General features: G+C 65.9%; 10 protein-coding genes and 1 pseudogene. 3 read left to right on the top strand and 8 right to left on the bottom strand.

All coding sequences use genetic code 11. The annotated features are described in order from the left end of the window. Window positions 1-223 precede the first annotated feature (223 nt). From N2604_RS31260 to N2604_RS31235, 6 genes and pseudogenes are all read right to left on the bottom strand, one after another. A pseudogene (locus N2604_RS31260) lies at window positions 224-1449 on the bottom strand (Zn-dependent hydrolase). Beyond that, on the bottom strand, window positions 1442-2227 hold the full coding sequence (locus tag N2604_RS31255) for an ABC transporter ATP-binding protein (RefSeq protein WP_260371856.1): 786 nt from the start codon (window positions 2225-2227) through the stop codon (window positions 1442-1444). Before N2604_RS31255 ends, N2604_RS31260 begins: the two are co-directional and overlap by 8 nt. Continuing rightward, window positions 2224-2997 carry an ABC transporter permease gene (locus N2604_RS31250; RefSeq protein WP_260371855.1) on the bottom strand — a complete coding sequence of 258 codons (774 nt, stop codon included), beginning with the start codon at window positions 2995-2997 and terminating at the stop codon, window positions 2224-2226. The genes N2604_RS31255 and N2604_RS31250 overlap by 4 nt, the downstream gene beginning before the upstream one ends. Before the next feature lie 61 nt (window positions 2998-3058). Continuing rightward, window positions 3059-4003 (bottom strand): ABC transporter substrate-binding protein, encoded by a 945-nt coding sequence (locus tag N2604_RS31245; RefSeq protein ID WP_260371854.1) that lies wholly within the window; start codon window positions 4001-4003, stop codon window positions 3059-3061. Window positions 4004-4108: 105 nt separating this feature from the next. Beyond that, on the bottom strand, window positions 4109-4834 hold the full coding sequence (hutC, locus tag N2604_RS31240; RefSeq protein WP_260371853.1) for a histidine utilization repressor: 726 nt from the start codon (window positions 4832-4834) through the stop codon (window positions 4109-4111). Beyond that, window positions 4831-6189, bottom strand: coding sequence for a formimidoylglutamate deiminase (locus N2604_RS31235; RefSeq protein ID WP_260371852.1), 1359 nt, complete (start codon window positions 6187-6189; stop codon window positions 4831-4833). The genes hutC and N2604_RS31235 overlap by 4 nt, the downstream gene beginning before the upstream one ends. 87 nt (window positions 6190-6276) lie before the next feature. On the opposite strand from N2604_RS31235, the gene hutI reads away from it, so the two are divergent. The 3 genes from hutI to hutU are packed head-to-tail and all read left to right on the top strand — an operon-like array spanning window position 6277 to window position 10728. Next, window positions 6277-7491, top strand: a complete 1215-nt coding sequence (gene hutI, locus N2604_RS31230; RefSeq protein ID WP_260371851.1) for an imidazolonepropionase — start codon at window positions 6277-6279, stop codon at window positions 7489-7491. Beyond that, complete coding sequence (hutH, locus tag N2604_RS31225) at window positions 7488-9047, top strand: histidine ammonia-lyase (RefSeq protein ID WP_260371850.1); 1560 nt, start codon at window positions 7488-7490, stop codon at window positions 9045-9047. Before hutI ends, hutH begins: the two co-directional genes overlap by 4 nt. A 10-nt stretch (window positions 9048-9057) precedes the next feature. Continuing rightward, on the top strand, window positions 9058-10728 hold the full coding sequence (gene hutU / locus N2604_RS31220) for a urocanate hydratase (protein WP_260371849.1): 1671 nt from the start codon (window positions 9058-9060) through the stop codon (window positions 10726-10728). Between the two features lie 7 nt (window positions 10729-10735). On the opposite strand, the gene N2604_RS31215 is transcribed toward hutU, so the two are convergent. Both N2604_RS31215 and N2604_RS31210 read right to left on the bottom strand, forming a co-directional pair. After that, a complete protein-coding gene (locus N2604_RS31215) occupies window positions 10736-12745 on the bottom strand; it encodes a bifunctional diguanylate cyclase/phosphodiesterase (protein ID WP_260371848.1) in 2010 nt (669 codons plus the stop codon). Between the two features lie 367 nt (window positions 12746-13112). Further along, window positions 13113-16733: an autotransporter outer membrane beta-barrel domain-containing protein gene (locus N2604_RS31210; protein ID WP_260371847.1), complete on the bottom strand. Its 3621-nt coding sequence runs from the start codon at window positions 16731-16733 to the stop codon at window positions 13113-13115. Window positions 16734-16737: the final 4 nt, after the last annotated feature.

The following is a 16737-nucleotide window of genomic DNA, read 5'->3' as shown; positions in this document are numbered from 1 at the left end:
CGAACTCGCAATCGTGCCCCGGACGCAGCGCAGCGCCACCGGCGATGCGAAGCATCGTCCGTTGCGGTGCGCTGCAGAGCCGGGGCCCATCTCCCCGCGTTCTCCGGTACCGGACTGGGTCCCGGCTCTGCGCCGCAATTGCTTGCGCATTGCAGCTTGTCCGGGACACGAGCGCTTGTGCCGCGCGTGGCTGACCGCCGCAGGTCGGCAGCCGCATCTCCCTTTAGCCGCCGAGGATTCGCCGGCACGCCTCGACGAACACCTCTGCCCCGGTGACGATGTCGGCATCCGCCGTGTTCTCGGTCCAGTGATGGCTGATGCCGCCGATCGACGGCACGAACAGCATGCCGGCGGGCATGACGGTTGCCAGCATCTGCGCATCGTGGCCGGCGCCGCTGGGCATGCGGATGGATCGACCGCCGGCGACGGCCTTGCTCGCGGCCTCGATCGCGTCCTGAAAGCCCGCATTCATCATCGCGGGCGCGCCGGTGCGCAGCTTCGTCACGCTGACGGTGCAGGGGCCTTTGGCACTGGCCTCGTCCGCCATGGTCCGGAGCAATTGCTCCAGCCGCGCGATGACGGTCGGATCGTCGTCGCGGATCTGGAACAGCATCTCTGCGCCACCGGGAATGATGCTCGGCGCGCCCGGATCGAGCGTGATGCGGCCGGTGGTCCAGACCGTGCGCGGGCCGCAGGCCGTCGGGAAACGTTCGTCGATCGCGACGCAGAATTTTGCCAGCGCAAGGCCGGCATCCTTGCGCGCCGCCATGCGCGTGGTGCCGGCATGGTTCTGCTCGCCGGTAAAATTGACTTGGTATTGCCAGATGCCGACGATGGACGTCACGACGCCGATCGCCAGGCGACCGCTTTCGAGCGTGTCGCCCTGCTCGATATGCGCCTCGAGATAACCGACGTGCCGTCCCGGCTCGGCGGTGATGCGCGGACGCCCGGCGAGCCCCATGTCGGCAAGGGCATCGCGCATGGTGCGGCCGCTGGTGCGGTCGCGGGCAGCGTCGATGTCGGCCTCGGTCACCTGTCCGACATAGGAGCGCGAGCCGAGGAAATGACCGAAATGTCCCTCCTCGTCGCACCAGGCGGCAACCTCGACCGCGCCATTCACGGAAGCGTCGGCGTTCAGTACGCGCGCGGCCTCGAGCGCATAGACGACGCCGAGCGGGCCATCGAGCCAGCCGGCATAGTTCTGGCTTTCCAGGTGCGAGCCCGCCAGCAGCTTCGGCCCGGCCTTCGTGCTCGTCCCGAACACATGCCGATGCCGTCAATCGTCGCCGAGAGCTCGGCCTCGGGCAGCTTCTGAACCAACCACTCCAGCGACAGCTTGTGAGGCTCGGAGAAGGTCGGCTTGTGCACGCCGGTCTTGTAGGCGCCGATGGCGCGCAGTGCATGGAGGTCGGCGAGAACGCGATGTCCGTCGGCACGGGCGTCAGGCATGTTCGGCAACCTTCAGCGCCTCGGTGCGGATCTCCTCGACCAGCCGTTCCTTCAGCTGGACGAATTCCGGTGTGGTCTTGATCTTGTAGGAGCGGGGATGCGGCAGGTCCACATTGATTTCAGCTTTGATGCGGCCGGGGCGTGCGCTCATGACGATGACGCGGCTGCCGAGGAAGATGGCTTCCTCGATGTCGTGAGTCACGAACAGCACCGTCTTCTGGTCGCGTTCCCAGATCCCGAGCAGCATCTCCTGCATCAAGGCGCGGGTCTGGTTGTCGAGCGCGCCGAACGGCTCGTCGAGCAACAAAATCTTCGGGTCATTGGCGAGCGCACGCGCGATCGCGGTACGCTGCTGCATGCCGCCCGAGAGCTGTTTCGGCCAATGGTTCTCGAAGCCGGACAACCCGACCTGGCGGATGAAGGCATCCGCGATCTTGTGGCGCTCCGCCTCGGATACGCCGCGCTCACGCAGGCCGAAGGCGATGTTCTCGCGCACCGTCAGCCAGGGGAACAGCGTGTAGGACTGGAACACCATGCCGCGATCGGCGCCCGGGCCGGTTACCTTGCGTCCGTCGAGCGTGACACGGCCGCTGGTTGGACGGTCGAGGCCGGCGACGATGCGCAGCAGCGTGGACTTGCCGCAGCCGGAGGGGCCGAGGATGGTGACGAAGTCGTTGTTGCCGATGGTGAGGTCGGTCGGCTCCAGTGCCCGCGTCGGCGCGTTGCCGTGGCGCGCGGGGAAGGTCCGCGAGACCTGTTCGATCTTGAGAATGGTCATGCGAGCTTCCAGGGAAACAGCCAGGCGTTGAACGCCTTGAACAGGAAGTCCGAGATCAGGCCGATCAATCCGATCACGATGATGCCGAAGATGATCTGGCCGGTGTTGAGCAGCGCCTGGCTGTCGGTGATCATATGCCCAATGCCCGAGGACGAGCCGATCAGCTCGGCGACGATGACGTAGGTCCAGGCCCAACCCAGCACCAGCCGCAGGATTTCTGCGATCTCCGGCGCGGAGGAGGGCAGCAGCACGCGGCGGATGATGCCGCGGTCGCTGGCGCCCAGCGTGTAGGCGGCCTCGACCAGATCGCGCCGTGTGGCGCCGACGGTCACCGCGACCATCAGGATCACCTGGAACACCGAACCGATGAAGATGACGAGCAGCTTCTGCAATTCGCCGATGCCGGCCCACAGGATCAGGAGCGGGATGAAGGCGGAAGCGGGCAGATAGCGTGCAAATGAGACGAACGGTTCGAGGAAGGCTTCGACCGGCTTGTACGCGCCCATCAGCACGCCGAGCGGCACCGCGATGATCGCCGCGAGTGCAAAGCCGCCGACGACGCGCCAGATCGTCATGCCGATGTCGAACAGGAAGCCGTGCTCGGCGAGCAGCTCGAGGCCCTCCTGCACCATGGTGAGCGGATTGGCGAGGAAGGTCTTCGATACATGGCCGCCGAACGTCGCCCACGACCAGAGGGCGACGAACAGTACGAAGAACGCCAGGCCATACGCCGCACGCTGCTTCGATGTCACGGGATCCAGAGGACGCATCAAACTGTATCCGAATGGTGCGCCGGCTCCGCCTGAGGCGGAGCCGGCAGCTTGGAGAACGTTACTTGATGAAGCTCGCGTCGTAGAGGTCCTCGACCTTCGGCGCGGCCTTGATGATACCGATCTCGAGCAGGAGCTCGGCGGCCTCCTTGTTGAAGGTCAGGAACTCGCCGGCGAAGAACTTCTGGTTCGCGGCCTTGTCCTGCCAGCGCAGATATTTCGCCGAGTTGCCGAACTGCTCGCCGGTCTGCTTCACGTCGGCGCCCATGATCTCGTAGGCCTTGGCCTGGTCCTTGGCGATCATTTCGAGCGCCTCGAAGTAGCTGTCGGCGAGGGCCTTGGCGGCCTTGGGATTGTCGGTCAGGAACTTCGGCGTGCAGCCGAACGTGTCCATGACCATCGGGTAGTCGAGCGTGGTGGCGATGATCTTGCCCTTGTCGGGCGCGGCACGCACCGTCGACAGATAGGGCTCATAGGTCATCGCGGCATCGTTCTGGCCGGAGACGAAGGCCTGCGCGGCGGCAGCCGGCTCGAGGTTGACCACCGTGACGTCCTTGGTGGTGAGGCCGTTCTTTTTCAGCATCCAGGCCAGCGCAAAGTAGGGCGAGGTGCCGGGCGCGGAGGCGGCGACGGTCTTGCCCTTCAGGTCCTTGATCGCGGCGATGTCGTTGCGCACCGCCATGCCGTCGGCGCCGTAGCTCTTGTCGAGCTGGAAGATCTGCTTGGCGGCGACGCCGTTGGCATTCCAGGAGATCCAGGTCTCGACCGTGGTCGCCGCGCATTGGATGTCGCCGGATGCGATGGCGAGATGGCGGTCCTTCTGCGGGATCTTCTTGATGGTGACGTCGAGGCCGTTCTTCTTGAAGATGCCCGCCTCCTTCGCCAGCGTCAGCGGCGCGAATCCGGTCCAGCCGGAGATGCCGACGCCGACCTTGACGTCGTCGGCGAGCGCGGGAGTGGCCGCCGCAAGGGCAATGATTGTCGCAAATACTTTCGAACTACGCATGTCTGTCGTCCTCTTGCCGATCGATGGTTTGACGTCCTGTTGGTCACTCTCGGCCCACCTGGACCGTTGCCCGATGCGTTGCACGAATTGTGCCGACATGTCCTCTCAGCCTCCCTTGAATCGGGCGACAAGGCGGTGAGAGTCACCGGGATAGAGCAGGCGCACCGCGGTGATGGTGCGAGCGCTGCGCCAGGTGTAGCGGTCGATCACGAGGCAGGGTGCGCCGACGGCGATGTCGAGCGCTTCCGCCGTGCGGTCGTCCGCAACGATGGCGCTGATCGTATGCTCGGCCTCGGTCCATGGGACATGGTGAAGCAGCCAGGAGCCGGGCGGCTCGCGCGAGAAATCCGCGGTCGCAGCATTGGGCACGGACGAGAGATCGATCAGCCTGTCCTCGACTGCGAAGGGCACATTGTCGGCACTATGCCGGCAGGTGATCGCGACCACCTTGCCGGCCTTCTTCACGCCGAGCCGGTCGCGGTCGGCAGCCGTCGCCGCGCGCAGCTTGCGGCCGATCAGCTCGTAGCCGTAAGAGCGTCCGAGCGCCGTGATCTCGGCGCGGATGTCGGCGATCTTGAGCACCGCCGACTGATGCTGCGGCCGGCGCACGAACGAGCCGGCGCGCCGGCGCCGCTCGATCAGATCGGCCTGCGCCAGCTCGGACAGTGCCTTGTTCACAGTCATGCGCGAGCAGCCGTAGCGCGCCACCAGCTCGTGCTCGAAGGGGATGCGGTGCCCGGGCGGCCATTCGCCGGTCAGGATGCGCTGTTCGATATCGGCGCGGATGCGCTTGTAGAGCGTCGGCTTGTCGGCATCGGTGACGAGGCTCATGCGACGAGCCTCCGCACTGTCGCGTTGAAGCGTTCGCGTGCGGCTTGGCGCAATCCATGCTGACCGCCCTCGACCACCTTGCGGCCGCCGGCCCAGACGCAGTCGATCGCGCCGCTGCCTGCGGCGAAGATCCAGCCATCGATGACGGCATCGTGCGCGCGTCCTGCCAGCGAAGGATGCGCCGTGTCGAGCGTGACGATGTCGGCGCGTGCGCCTTGCATAAGGCCGATGGACGGTTGGGCCAGCGCCCGCGCGCCGCCGGCGAGCGCTCCGTCGAACAGCGAGCGTCCTGTGGAGCGACCTGCGCCGCCGGAAAGGATGTTGCGTTGGCGGTGCTTGAGCCGCTGGCCGTATTCGAGCTGGCGCAATTCGTCGGCGGCGCCGATCAACACGTTGGAATCGGTACCGACGCCGAACAGGCCGCCGGCATCGAGGAACTCTCGCGCCGGAAAAATGCCGTCGCCGAGGCTCGCCTCCGTGATCGGGCAAAGGCCGGCGACCGCGCCGGTCTTGGCGAACGCCGTCACTTCCTCACTCGTCATGTGGGTCGCGTGAATAAGGCACCAGCGTTGATCGACGGGCGCGTGCTCCAGCAGCCATTGTATCGGGCGCCGGCCCGACCAGGCGAGGCAATCCTCGACTTCCTTCACCTGTTCGGCAGCATGAATGTGCACCGGCCCGCCCTCGGCGATCGGAATGACCGCGCCAAGCTCGTCCGGCGTCACCGCACGCAAACTGTGCGGCGCGATGCCGATATTGGCGCCCGGCAATTGCGCGATGGCCTTGCGCGAGGCCGCCATCAATGCGGCGAACTGATCGACCGAGCAGATGAAGCGACGCTGCCCGGCATGCGGCGCTGCGCCTCCAAAAGAGCCATGCGCGTAAAAACTCGGCAGCAGCGTCAGTGCAATGCCGGAGGCTTCGGCGGCCTGTGCAATCCGCGCGGCCATCTCGGCGGGATCAGCGTAGGGCGAGCCGTCGCGGTCGTGGTGCAGATAGTGGAATTCGCCAACGCGGGTAAAACCCTGCTCCAGCATCTCGACATAGAGCAGCGTCGCAACAGCCGCGACGTCGTCCGGGGTCATCGCCAGCGCAAAGCGATACATCGTCTCGCGCCAGGTCCAGAACGTGTCGGTGCTGTCGCCGCGCAGTTCCGCAAGCCCCGCCATGCCGCGCTGGAAGGCGTGGCTGTGCAGGCTCGCAAGTCCCGGAAGCGCGATGGCGTGGCGTTCGTCGCCGGCGGCAGGCGGCACACCCGCCGTCACCTCCGCGATCGCGCCGGCGGTGACGACCACCTGCACGTCATTGGCCCAGCCCGAGGGCAGGAGCGCGGAAGCGAAATGCAGTCGGGTCATGATTTACACGCCGGCTGGACAGAACCGCCTTACGATTATATGTCTAGACATATAAGTCAAGCATCCCCAGGGCGAATGGATACCCGCATGGCAGAGCGCTTCGACCGGATCTGGCACAATGCCCGCCTCGCGACGATGCGGGCCGATCGTCCCGATCTTGGCGAGATCGAGCATGGTGTCATCGCCGCACGCGGCGGCCACATCGCCTATGCGGGCGCGACAGCGGACTTTCCCGTCGATGCGGACGCGATCGAGCGGATCGATTGCGAGGGGCGCTGGATTACGCCCGGTCTCGTCGACTGCCATACCCATCTGGTCTATGGCGGCAACCGCGCGCATGAATTCGAGCTGCGCCTGAAAGGGGCGAGCTACGAGGAGATCGCGCGCGCCGGCGGCGGCATCGTCTCGACCGTGGCGGCAACGCGCAAGGCCAGCGAAGCCGAGCTCGTCGCAAGTGCGCTGCCGCGGCTCGACGCGTTGACGGCTGAGGGCGCGACCACGGTCGAGATCAAGTCCGGCTACGGCCTCGATACCGAAACCGAGATGCGACAGCTTGCGGCGGCGCGCAGCCTCGGCCGTGCGCGGCCGGTTGCGATCCGCACGTCGTTCTTGGGCGCGCATGCGCTGCCGGTCGAGGCCGATGGCGACAAGGACGGTTACATTGATCTCGTCTGCAAGGAGATGCTGCCGGCGGTCGCAAGAGCGGGTCTCGCCGATGCCGTCGATGCTTTCATGGAGGGCATTGCATTCTCCGCCGAGCAGACCGCGCGAGTGTTCGAAACGGCGAGGGGACTTGGACTGCCGGTCAAGCTCCATGCTGACCAGCTCTCGAATCTCGGCGGCGCTGCGCTTGCCGCGAAATTCTCGGCGCTCTCGGCCGATCATCTCGAGCACACCGACGAAGCCGGTGCGGCCGCAATGGCGAGGGCCGGCACGGTGGCGGTGCTGCTGCCCGGCGCGTTCTACTTCATTCGCGAGACGCAGAAGCCGCCGGTCGAGACGTTCCGCAAGCATAACGTTCCCATGGCGCTGGCGACCGACTGCAATCCCGGCAGCTCGCCATTGACCTCGCTGCTGCTCGCGATGAACATGGGCGCGACATTGTTCCGGATGAACGTGGCCGAGTGCCTCGCCGGCGTCACCCGTGAAGGCGCGCGGGCGCTCGGCCTCCTGAATGAGACCGGCACGCTGGAAGTCGGCAAATGGTGCGACCTTGCGATCTGGGAAATCGAGCGGCCCGCCGAGCTGGTCTACCGCATCGGCTTCAATCCGCTGCACAAGCGGGTATGGAGGGGGCAATGACGGAGCAGGAGACGGCGATCGTCGTCAAGCCGGGAACGGTGAACCTCGACGATCTCGCGCGGGTGCTCGAAGGCGCCCCCGTCGTGCTCGATCCCTCGTTCTGGCCGCGGGTCGAGGTGGCTGCGCAGATCGTGACGCAGGCCGCGCAGGCTGACGTCCCGGTCTACGGCATCAACACCGGCTTCGGAAAGCTGGCGTCGAAGCGCATCCCGCCCGATCAGACCGCGCTGCTCCAGCGCAACCTGATCGTCTCGCATTGCTGCGGCGTCGGCCCGGCGACACCCGAGCCGACGGTCCGCCTGATGATGGCGCTTAAGGTCATCTCGCTCGGGCGCGGCGCCTCCGGCGTGCGCCGCGAGGTGATCGAGCAGCTGCAGGACATGCTGGCGCGGGATGTCTATCCGCTGGTGCCACAGCAGGGCTCCGTAGGCGCCTCCGGCGATCTTGCCCCGCTTGCGCATATGACGGCCGTGATGATCGGCGAGGGGCAGGCGATCGTTGGCGGGAAGATCGTATCGGGCGCCGAAGCCCTCAAGGCCGCCGGTCTCTCGCCGCTGACGCTTGGCCCCAAAGAGGGCCTCGCGCTGATCAACGGCACGCAATTCTCGACCGCCTACGCCCTATCAGGCGTGCTGCGTGCATTCCGCCTCGCCCGCGCCGCACTCGTAACCGGTGCGCTGTCGGTGGATGCAGCAATGGCCTCGACGGCGCCGTTCCGCCCCGAAATCCAGGCGCTGCGTGGCCATGCCGGCCAGATCGCGGCGGCCGCGACGCTGACCGCGTTGCTCGACGGCAGCGACATCCGCCTGTCCCATCTCGAGGGCGACGAGCGCGTGCAGGATCCCTATTGCCTGCGCTGCCAGCCGCAAGTCGCAGGCGCAGCCCTCGATCTGATCACGCAGGCGGCGCGCACGCTGATCGTCGAGGCCAATGCCGTCACCGACAACCCGCTGGTGCTGGTCGAGACCGGGGAGATCGTCTCCGGCGGCAATTTCCACGCCGAGCCGGTCGCCTTCGCCGCCGACGCACTCGCACTGGCGCTGTCGGAGATCGGGGCGATCAGCGAGCGGCGCATCGCGACCCTGGTCGATCCCGCGCTCAATTTCGGCCTGCCGCCGTTCCTCACGCCCGATCCCGGCATCAATTCCGGCTTCATGATCGCCGAGGTGACGGCTGCCGCGCTTTATGCCGAGAACAAGCAGCGTGCGCTCGCCTGCTCGATCGACTCGACGCCGACCAGCGCCAACCAGGAAGACCATGTCTCGATGGCTGCGCATGCCGCGCGGCGCCTGTCCGACATGGCCGACAATCTCGCCGCCATCCTCGGCATCGAGCTTCTGGTCGCCGCACAAGGTATCACGCTGCGTGCGCCGCAAGCGACCAGCGCGCCGCTGGTCGCCGTCATTGCCGCGTTGCGTGAGCAGGTGCCCGCGCTCGGCGCCGATCGCTACATGGCCGGCGACCTCGCCAAGGCCGCTGCATTGATCGAGGCCGATGCGCTTCCAGCTGCCGCGCTCGCCCAGCTTCCCACCGATCCGTTTCCGCGACTCGTCTGAAGAGGCCCATATGAACCGCCGACTGGACAATGACCGCACCATCCGCGCTCCCCGCGGCAGCGACATCAGCGCCAAGAGCTGGCTCACGGAAGCGCCGCTGCGCATGCTGATGAACAATCTCGACCCTGACGTTGCGGAGCGCCCGAGCGAGCTCGTCGTCTATGGCGGCATCGGCCGCGCCGCGCGCGACTGGGAGAGTTTTGACCGGATCGTTGCGGCCTTGCGCAAGCTCGAAGCCGACCAGACGCTGCTGGTCCAGTCCGGCAAGCCGGTCGGCGTGTTCCGGACCCATGCCGACGCGCCGCGCGTGCTGATCGCGAATTCCAACATCGTGCCGCATTGGGCGACGCTCGATCATTTCAACGAGCTCGATCGCCAGGGCCTGATGATGTACGGCCAGATGACGGCGGGCTCTTGGATCTATATCGGCAGCCAGGGCATCGTGCAGGGCACCTATGAAACCTTCGTCGAGGTCGGCCGGCGCCATTACGGCGGCAGCCTCGCCGGAAAGTGGATACTGACCGCCGGCCTCGGTGGCATGGGCGGTGCGCAGCCGCTGGCTGCGACCATGGCCGGCGCTTCGATGCTTGCGGTCGAATGCCAGCCGAGCCGCATCGAGATGCGCCTGCGGACCGGCTATCTCGACCGGCAGGCCGCAACGCTCGACGAAGCGCTCGCGATCATGGCGGACGCCGCGAAGACGAAGAAGGCGGTCTCGGTCGGCCTGCTCGGCAACGCCGCGGAGATCTTCCCCGAGCTGGTCCGCCGCGGGGTCAAGCCTGATATCGTCACCGACCAGACCAGCGCGCATGATCCGATCAACGGCTACTTGCCGAAGGGCTGGACGCTCGCGGAATGGGAAGCCAAGCGCGCGTCGGATCCGAAGGCGGTGGAGCGCGCCTCGAAGACGTCGATGGTCGAGCATGTCCAGGCCATGCTGGACTTCCATGCCCAGGGCATTCCGACGCTCGACTACGGCAACAACATCCGCCAGATGGCGCAGGACATGGGCCTGAAGAACGCGTTCGATTTCCCCGGCTTCGTGCCCGCCTATATCCGCCCCCTGTTCTGCCGCGGCATCGGACCGTTCCGCTGGGCCGCGCTGTCGGGCGATCCCGAGGACATCTTCAAGACCGATGCCAAGGTCAAGGAGCTGATGCCTGACGACAAGCATCTGCACAATTGGCTCGACATGGCGAAGGCGCGCATCAAGTTCCAGGGCCTGCCGGCACGCATCTGCTGGGTCGGCCTCGGCGATCGTCATCGCCTCGGCCTTGCCTTCAACGAGATGGTGGCGCGCGGCGAGTTGAAAGCGCCGATCGTGATCGGCCGGGATCATCTCGACAGCGGCTCGGTGGCGAGCCCCAACCGCGAGACCGAGGCGATGAAGGATGGATCGGATGCGGTGTCCGATTGGCCGCTGCTCAATGCGCTGCTCAATTGCGCCAGCGGGGCGACCTGGGTGTCGCTGCATCATGGCGGCGGCGTCGGCATCGGCTATTCGCAGCATGCCGGCATGGTGATCGTCGCCGACGGAACGCCCGAGGCTGCGAAGCGGATCGAGCGCGTGCTCTGGAACGATCCCGCCAGCGGCGTCATGCGCCATGCCGATGCCGGCTACGACATCGCGATCGAGTGCGCCCGCGACAAGGGGCTCGATCTGCCGAGCCTGGCGAAGTAGACGAGGCTCAGGCCACGACCTTGGTCCCGGTGCCGTCGAGGCGCCGGCTCTCCTTCGCCAGATGGTCGCCAATCGCATCGGCCGGCATGGGTTTGGCGAAATAATAGCCCTGGATGAAGTCGCATCCCAGGCGGCGCAAGGTGTCGAGCTGAGCACGCGTCTCGACGCCCTCGACGACGCAGGCGATCTCCATGTCGTCGCAAAGGCCGGTGAGCGATTTGATGATCTTGTGGCTGACGGGATTCTCGTTGATGTCGGAAACGAAGCTGCGGTCGATCTTGATCTTGTCGAGCGGCAGCCGGTGCACGTGGCTCAGCGACGAATAGCCGGTGCCGAAATCGTCCAGCGAAATGCCGCAGCCCATTGCCTTCAGCGTTGCGATCGATTGCTGCGCGCGGACGAAGTCGAAGGTGACGGCGGTCTCGGTGATCTCGAAATCGATCCGGTGCGGCGGCAGCCCGCTCTTCTCGATGATGGCGATCAGTGGCAAGATGCCCTCTGCCGCGCAGACATCGTGAGCGGAGAGGTTGAACGACAGACGGATGTGATCGGGCCATGTCCTGGCGATGGCGAGTGCGCGCACCAGCAGCGCTTGCGTCAGCGGCCGGATCAGGCCGATGCGCTCGGCGGCCGGAATGAAATCGGCCGGAGAGACCAGGCCGAGGCGGGCGCTGTGCCAGCGCGCCAGGACCTCGAAGCCGGCGGTTTGCTCGCTCATGGCATCGACGATCGGCTGGAACACCAGGCCCATCTCGGTGCCGAAATCAGCGGTGCGCAGCAGATTCTCGATGACTCCGCGACTGCGGATCTCGGCCTCGAGCTCGCTCGAGAAGATCACGGTGCGGCCGCGCAGATGGCGCTTGGCATGATAAAGCGAATAGTCGGCACATTCATAGAGTGCTTCCGCAGTCATTGCCGATTGCGGAAACGACGCAAAGCCGATCGAGCAGGACAGCCCGGTATGGGCAGTGTCGAGCTGGTAGGGGAGCTTGACCTGGTCGCCGATGCGTTGGCCGAGCCGTAGCAGATCCGCATCATCGGGGTCGCCGCAAACGACGAGGCCGAACTCGTCGCCGCCGAGTCGGGCGAATTCGACCCGCTGCGGACCAAAACCCTCGCAGACCTCGCGGATGCGCCGGCCGGCCTCGATCAGGACGCGGTCGCCGACCGAGTGGCCGTAATTGTCGTTGATCGGCTTGAATCCGTCGAGATCGATGATACCGACTGCGACCCGAACTTTCCTGCGTTCGGCATCGGTGAAGGCGCTCGACAGCTCGGCGAAGAAGCGGCGGCGGTTCGGCAGCTCGGTGAGGGAATCGAGATTGGCAAGGCGGAAGTTCTCGTCAGAGAGCGCCTGCGTCGCCGCCTGTTGTGCGAGCAGCGACTTGCGGCTGGCGACGAGATCGGCGAAGTCGCGGTAGTAGATGAACAGCACCGTCACCATCGCGCCGGAAACCAGGAGGTTGTTGACCGCGATCGCCTTCAGCGTCGGTTCGCCCGTGGCGAAGAAGAACAGCACATAGGGCACGTCGACGATCAGCGTCACGATCAGCGCCGCCGAGCGCAGATGCATCAGCGAGAAGATGCAGCCGATCACGGTGACCGCCATGTAGAACGCGACCTGGCTCTTGGCGAAGGGATCGCCGTAGGGGTAGAGCGCAAAGGACCAGGCGGTGAAGCCGGCACCGATCGGTAGGGTCAGCCAGTTGGTGGCGCGCAGATTGCGCAGGATGTCGGCATCGCTGCGCACGAGCCGGCGCTGGCGTAGCCACCAGAAGGTCCGCAAGCCTGCGAGCACCGTCAGCACGGCCGGCACGATCATCGTCAGCCAGTCCGGCGCCACGTTCACATAGGTGTAGGCGACCGCAATCGTGTTGCTGATGAGGATGAAGTAAAGCAGCGGGATCTGCTTGGAAAAGGCGTCGAACTGCGCGCGCGTCAGGTCCGGATTGTCGGCGGGAACGCGAAACAATCGGATCGCGGCAGCAAGACGAGACTTCAAATCGGCAACAGGCATTGAAATACGAGCCCCAGGCCCCCTGAAAACGTGGGCAATCTTGCACGGCACGGGTAAAGGGCGCGTTAGATCGATCCTGACCGGGCAGGCCAGCACTGGTTGCGCGCTGCCTCGGGATTTTCCGTTCGCGTGCATTGGTGAGGTCCGTTAAGGATATCCGGCAGCAACGGACATCGCCGCAGCTACAACCTGCTAACCATCGTGTCGGCGGGTGGCCCGCATATGATGCGGCCGCTTGCCCGCGGCGAGCGCCGGCTGCGAGATTGCGAAGGCGATCACGACAAAAACAATGGCCTTGCGCGCATCTGCGATCTCCCATGTCGGGACATCAGCCTAGCAAATTGTCACGGTGGTCGCGGAAGAAGGATCAGGCGAGAACGGCCTGGCGCTCGCGCGCCGGTTCGCGCACCCGCTCGATGCTCCGCGGCTCGAGCCGCGTGAAGCTCCGATGGCTCGCCTGAACGGGGGCCTCGACAATGACGCCCTCACAGACGATCTGTCCGCCGAGCATCCTGAATTCCAGCTTGTCGTAGCGCGGCATTGTCTCGCCGGGCGCCGGCGGCAGCAGCCCGACGCTTCCCTGGATGTTCAGCGCGGCCTCGCCCGTGCCGTGAAGCCGCGGATTCCACATCCTGATTCCGCTCTCTGCCCAGCGCTGCCGGATCAGCGCGGCGCGGTCGGCGGGCTCTGCGGCTCTCGCGCGAACTTTCGGTACGCTGCGGAGCTCCGGAGTAGACGTGAGAGCCGGAGCCGGATCTGCCTCAGCGGCGTCGCTGGATGACTCGTTGGCTACCGCCGCAACGGCCGTGACGAGCGGAACATCGTTTGCGGGCGCTGGCGCGACTGCGACAACGGGCGCCGGGTCGATCTCGACGCTGGATTCAGAGACAACAGCCGCGACGTTCTCGACGTCGACCGGGATTGCTTCGGCGGCGTCGGGTACGGCGTCGAGCGATACGTCGGGCGAGAGGGCAGCCTCGATGATGACAGCAGGGAGATCGGCCGAAGCGGTCGCGAGGTCTGCTGATGAAGCCACAATCTCTTCTGCGGCGGCAGAGTCGACCTCTGCAGAGACTCCGGCAGGCGATGCACCATCGTCCACAATCGCGAGATCGGAGGCCGCAACCGGCTCGTTCTCCGCAACCGCCGATGCAGCCGACGCCTCCTCGGTGGCGGGTGGCGTCGCGGGCGCCTCGATCTCCGTTGCCATCTCTGAAGATGAGTTGCCGCCGATGCAGATATCGTCGGACGGAATCTCCGCGACGACTGACACAGCCTCATCGTTCTCGGCGACCGGAGCGGTGGCGGGATCAGCCTCGTCGTGCACCGGGTCAGCGCTGATCTCGGCGATTGACACTGGAGCCGTGCTGGCGACGTCTTCGGCGATGGCAGGTGAAGCCTCTACAGTCGGCGCGACGTCGAGGTTGCCGCCGTGCGGCACAGGCCGAAGCCGGGAAAACGCCCAGTTCACCGCAGGGATGCGGCGCAGCAACGATATCAGTCTCGAAAGCACTGGGAGTTGTCCAAGAGGTGCTCGGCGTGAGGCGATCGCTGATTCGTCAGCAATGTGAAAACCTGCCCCGGCCGTCACACCCGTGTCAACGGAGGCAGGACCAATTGCAGAACATCCGCGCATCCAGCGCGCATATGGCGGCGCAATCAGATCGAGGTCACGCGCAAGCTTACCCCACACACGGAAGCCGCCGGTGCCTCTGTAGCCGTGATTGTCCGCGGGATCATCAACGCTCGCGCGGTAGGTGATCTCGCCGAACACGGCATAGCGGCCGTTCGCCCAGCTATACGTGCCGCCGCCGCCGATGCTGCCCCATAGGCGGTCATGGCCGCTCGCGAAGCCGGTGCCGGCGACATCGATCCTGGTGCCGCCCAGGAATTCGTAGTGCAGATTGCCGATGGCGTAGAGGTCGGAGCGGACGATGCCCGTGCCGTCATTCCAGGTGCGCTGATGGTTGAGCGAGAGCCCGAGGCGGCCCAGGAGGCTGTCGGCATTGCCAAGCGAGACCAGCGCACCGAAGCGGTCGGTAAAGGCATCGAAGCCGACCTTTGAGTAGGCAAGCTGTGCCTGCGGAGCGAGCCAGAAGCCATTGCCGACCGCGATACGCTTGCCGCCCTCGACACTGAAGGCGTATCCGAAGCCTTCATTGCCATGCGTCATGCTGCCCACAAGCACCGATGACAGATCGCTGCGATAGAACATGGTCTGCGCCTGGCCGTCGACATAGAAGCCGTCATGGCCGTACCAGGTCGCGGTTGCGCCGACGCCGGTTCCTTGCGCGCGGATGCGGCCGTTGCCGAACGGCGAATTGACGAAGGCCGTGGTCAGGCCGTATTGGGCCGTGAGGCCGACGATCAGCCGGCCGTGCGCGTTGTCGAGTGCGGCGCCGTCGAACCCGACCTGCGCCTTCATCTCGTCGGAACTGTAGGTCGATCCCGTGGTGTTGGAAGGCCGTAATGCGCTCTGTCCGCCTTCGATCCGGCCCCAGAAGGCCGATTGCGTCCGCGAGCCATCGGACGTCTGCGCAGTGTTCACGCCGGCGCGCGCCATCGCCTCGCTGCCGCCCCAATAGCGGTTGCCGACGCGCTGCTGAAGGCTCGGCGCCTGGTTCATCCCGAGCAGCACCTGCGCGTAGTTCTCGTACAGGGGAACGCCGGCCTGATAGAGCGGCCCGGTGGGCACCGACGGTGGCGGGTTGATCAGGCTGGATCGCAAATACCAGTCGCCGTCTGTGGGCGTGCTGATCCCGTTCTTCTGCAGCGTATAGGCATAGGCGCCGCTGATCACGGCCTGCTGGCCGCCAATGGCGTAGTCGCCCTGCAGGGCGAAGGTGCCGTTCGAGGCGCCGGCGACGTCGATGACCTTGATGCCTTCGCTGGTCTGCGCACCGCCGCCGCCAATATTGGCGATGCGCAGCGTGGATGCGCCGGAGGTGGCGCCCTGCACCACCATGCGGTCGGTGGCCGAGCTGTCGCCACCGAGCACGGTGTTGAAAAGCAGCGTGCCGCCGTTGCCGATATAGTTGCCGGTCACCGTCAGCGTGGTCCCCGGCGCGCTGCCGAAGCGCACCGTGCCGGCATTGTCCAGCGATGCGATCGTCTGGTTGAAGCCGTTGAGGTCGAGCGTTGTGCCGGCGCTGGCGACAAAACCGGATGCCGCGCTGAAGGCGCCCGCGCCACCTGCGCGCAGCGAGCCGCCGGCCAGCGTGGTCGCGCCGCTGTAGGTGTTGGCACCCGACAGCGTCTGCGTGCCGGCGCTGACGGTCAGCCCGCCCGTGCCACCGATCACGCCGGCGAAAGTGTCGTTCGCGTTGGTGATCGTCAGAGTCTTTGTGCCGAGGCTGACGCCGCCGTTGCCGGCGAGGCTCTGAATGCTGGTGCCGCCAGCGGTGATGCCGGAAATATCGAAGGTCGAGTTCGCCACCACGCGGCTGGAGCTGGCGATCGAGCCTGTGCCCGTCAGCGCGAGCGTGCCGGCCTGGACCACCGTTGTGCCAGTATAGGTGCTGTTATCCGTCAGCGTGAACGTCCCGGCGCCGGTCTTGGTCAAGCCACCGACGCCGCTGAATCCGAGTGCGCCGTCGTTGAACCCGTTGCTGTCGAATGTCAGTCCGCCCGCGGCGATGTTGTGTTGCGTGACCGTTCCGCCGAAGAAACTGGTATTGGCGGCCCGGGCGCGGACAACGGCATTGTCATAATTCGCCTGATCGCTCGCAGCGAGAAGCCTGATGACGCCCGCCTCCAGCGCGCCGCCGCTGATGTTGAGCGTGCCGATACTACTACCGGGGGTGAATCCGAGCGGGCCTGTAACGACGACGGTTCCGCCGTTCTCGATATTGAGCGTCGGGGCGGCGCCGCCGAGGCTGAGTGTGCCGCTGACAATCCACTGCGATCCGATTCCCGTCACAGTAACAGTGGCACCATTGCGGATGGTGCCGTTCCCCGTGCTTGTCAGCGTGGCGCCATTTTGAATCATGAGA

The sequence above is a fragment of the Bradyrhizobium sp. CB1015 genome, from assembly GCF_025200925.1.
Classification (GTDB): Bacteria; Pseudomonadota; Alphaproteobacteria; order Rhizobiales; family Xanthobacteraceae; genus Bradyrhizobium.
Note: the sequence above shows the minus strand (reverse complement) of the source record. Positions and strands in the feature narration are given on the sequence as shown.